The organism is Haloarcula sp. CBA1122, assembly GCF_009741785.1.
Classification (GTDB): Archaea; Halobacteriota; Halobacteria; order Halobacteriales; family Haloarculaceae; genus Haloarcula; species Haloarcula hispanica.
Genome location: NZ_WPCB01000098.1, coordinates 1 through 3365, shown reverse-complemented (window position 1 = coordinate 3365; position 3365 = coordinate 1). Strand labels below are relative to the sequence as shown.

At 66.2% G+C, this 3365-nt stretch carries 2 pseudogenes; both read left to right on the top strand.

The features are described 5' to 3' along the window. A pseudogene (locus GJ630_RS19255) lies at positions 1-1176 on the top strand (NADH-ubiquinone oxidoreductase-F iron-sulfur binding region domain-containing protein); the annotation flags it as partial. After that, positions 1173-3365, top strand: a pseudogene (locus GJ630_RS19250) (molybdopterin-dependent oxidoreductase); the annotation flags it as partial. The pseudogenes GJ630_RS19255 and GJ630_RS19250, both read left to right, overlap by 4 nt.

Sequence of the window (3365 nt, the reverse complement as noted above, 5' to 3'; positions counted from 1 at the left end):
CGCCGCAACGTACTGGGCCCCTGTGGCTGGGTCGCCCCGCTTTCGCCGGCCGACTGGTCGTTCGTCTCAACCCAACGGACCGCCGACGTTGCAGCGGGAGCCGGGCTGCTGGGCCGCGGTCGCGGGGACGCCGCCGCTGACGAACCGGTCGCCGATACGTGGGAAACAGCCAGCGAAACCGACGGTGACCCAGTGGTCGTCTGTAACGCCAACGACGCCAGCGACCTCCCGACGGGCGACGACACGCTCCTGTCCGGCACACCGATGGCAGTCCTCGACGGGATTGCGGCGGTCGCTGAGTACGTGGACGCTGGCGACGCTGTCGTCTATGTAAACGAGTCGGAGACCGACTTGCAGGCGCACCTCCGCGAGGCAATCGACGCAGCCGCCGACACCCTCCCTGTCGTTCCACAGTTGGTAGCCGGCCCGGACGAATTCCGCGCCGGCGAGCCCACGGCGGCGCTCGAAGCACTGGAGGGGGCCGACCGCGTAGAACCGCGGCTCCAGCCGCCATCACCCGGCCAAACGAGGCCTGTACGGCCGCCCAACAGTCGTCCACACACCGCGGACGTTCGCGCAGGTTCAGCGAGCCTCGCCGAGCCCGATAGCGTCGACGCTGACGCGGCGGACCCCGGGACGCGAATCGTAGCGGTCGCCGGCGACGTTGCGGACTCGGCGACAGTCGAACTCAGGTCGAGCGCAAGCCTCGCAGCGGTTCGCGAGGCGGTCGAGATGGACGGGTCGTTCAAAATGGCCTGTGTTGGCGGCGTCCTCGGCGGTGTCACGCGCAGTCTTGATATGGCACCGACCGCACAGTCGCTCCGGGCTGCCGGGCTCGGAACCAATGGCGTCGTCGAACTGTTCGACACCGGTCGATGTACCGTTGAAACGGTTGGGAAGCGGGCGCGGTTCGCATCGATGGAGAACAGCGGCCGGTGTGTGCCCGGCCGTGAGGGAACGAAGCAGCTCGCTGAACTGCTGCGCGACATATACGACGGCTCGTTCGAGAACGACAAGATACGTGAACTCGGTCGCGTGATGCGTCAGTCGAGTAACTGCCAGACCGGCGCGCACGCGCCGCGGCCAGTGACCACAGCCATCGACGAGTTCGAACCCGAGTTCCGCGCTCACACCGACGGCCACTGTCCCAGCGGCACCTGTACGGAGAAACTATGAGCACAGATAAATCGATTCCACGAGTTCCCGACCTGCACGACCCACAGCCTGAGACGCCAGTCACTCGCGAGTTCGAGACCGGAACCGCAAACGACCCCGACGTGGGTACCGATACGGACGACCCGACGACGCTCACTGTCGACGGCGAGCCGGTGACCGTCGCCCCGGGTTCGACTATCATCGACGCGCTACAGGACCTCGACGACGATATCGTCAGCGTCGACCCCGGCGCGGAGGGCGTCGAAGACGACGCCGACGTGCCAGCGCTGTGTTACTACGACCGCGATGGGGACTGCAGCGACGAGATCGGCCCGCGCAGCGAGTGTCGCACCTGCATGGTCGAGACCGACGAACACGGCCTCGTCCCGTCGTGTTCGTTCCCCGCCGAGGACGGCCTCACCGTCTCGACAGACACCCCTGACGCCGAGGAGGCCCGTAGCGTCAATCTCGACCTCGTGCTGTCGAACCACAACCTCCGGTGTACCACCTGCAACGGCAACGGCCGCTGTGAACTGCAGGACGCCGCCATCAGCGAGAGCGTCGATCACCCCCGCTACGGCGTCTTCGACGAGCGCGACCAGTACGAACCCATCGACGACACCTCCTCGTTCATCCAGATCGACCGTAACAAGTGCATCCTCTGTAACCGCTGTGTCGACGCCTGCAACGACGTGCAGGTCGAGGGCGTCCTCCGTATCGAGGGCCACGGCGAGGACACCCGTATCGGCTTCCAGTCCGACGCCGAAACCATGCACGACTCGGAGTGTGTCTCATGTGGCCACTGCGCCACCGTCTGCCCCACTGGATCGCTGACAGAGAAGGGCATCGACGGCGCGGCGACGCTCCCGCTGCCGGGCTTTACACAGCGGAACTCCATCGGGAAAGTCATCGAGCACGAGGACGTCGAGACAATCGACGACACCACAGCACCGAATCGCGGATTCGAACCCGACGACCCGAGAGCGGCGAAGGGGAAGCAAGGCCTCGCCAGATTCGCGTCTGCGGCGAAACGGCGGGCCGGCGACATCGCCAAGGACTACGGGAAGAAGGCGTTCCTCGCCGGCGAACACACCGCCGAGAGCATCGCGGCGAACACGATGCCCGAGGGCCGACTGTTCGACATCGCCAGCGCGGTCAGCGACTACCGCCTCTCGAAAATCGACAAGCAGGAAACGACCTGCGGGTTCTGCGCCGTCGGCTGCCGGTTCGAGATGTGGGGCAAGGACGGCGACTCGCTCGGCGTCGTCCCGGTAGATGACCCTGACAACGCGCCCGCGAACAACTTCTCGACCTGCGTGAAAGGGAAGTTCGGCCACGAGTTCGCCAACAGCAAACAGCGGGTCACCGAGCCGCTGCTCCGCAACGACGACGGCGAGCTCGAACCGACGACCTGGGAGGAGGCGCTCGATTATGTGGCCGAGCGCTTCACCGAGATTCAGGACCAGCACGGCATCGACTCGCTGGGCTGTCTGGCCTCCTCGAAGGGCAGCAACGAGGAGGCGTACCTCGTCCAGAAGTTCGCCCGGCAGGTCCTTGGCACGAAGAACATCGACAACTGCGCCCGGCTGTGTCACTCCTCGACAGTCGCCGCGCTCCAGCAGACGCTCGGCTACGGCGCGATGACCAACCGCATCAACGAGGATATCGGCGAGGCCGACGCCTACCTCATCAGCGGCTCCAACACCACGGAATCCCATCCGGTGCTCGCCACGCGCATCAAGCAGAACGTCCGGGAGGGGGCCGACCTCGTCGTGTTCGACCCGCGGAAAATCGGCATCGCCGAACACGCCGACCAGTACTCCCGGACCAACCCCGGCTACGACGTGGCCTGGCTCAACGGCCTCATCCGGTACATCGTCGAGAACGACCTCCACGACGAGGCGTTCATCGAGCGCAACACGAAGAACTTCGAGGAAGTCAGAGAGAAGGTTCAGGCGTTCACGCCAGAGAAAGTCGAGGAACTGGCGGGCGTGTCGCCCGAGGAACTCGCCTCGGCGGCCGAGACGCTCGCCGCGGCCGACAGCGTCGTGTTCGGCTGGGCGATGGGGATGACCCAGCAGAGCCACGGGACGGAGAACCTCATCGCGATGGCCGACCTCGCGCTCGTGCTGGGGCAGGTCGGCAAGCCGGGCGCGGCCTCTCGCCGTCCGCGGCCAGAACAACGTCCAGGGCGGGGGCGGCGACATGGG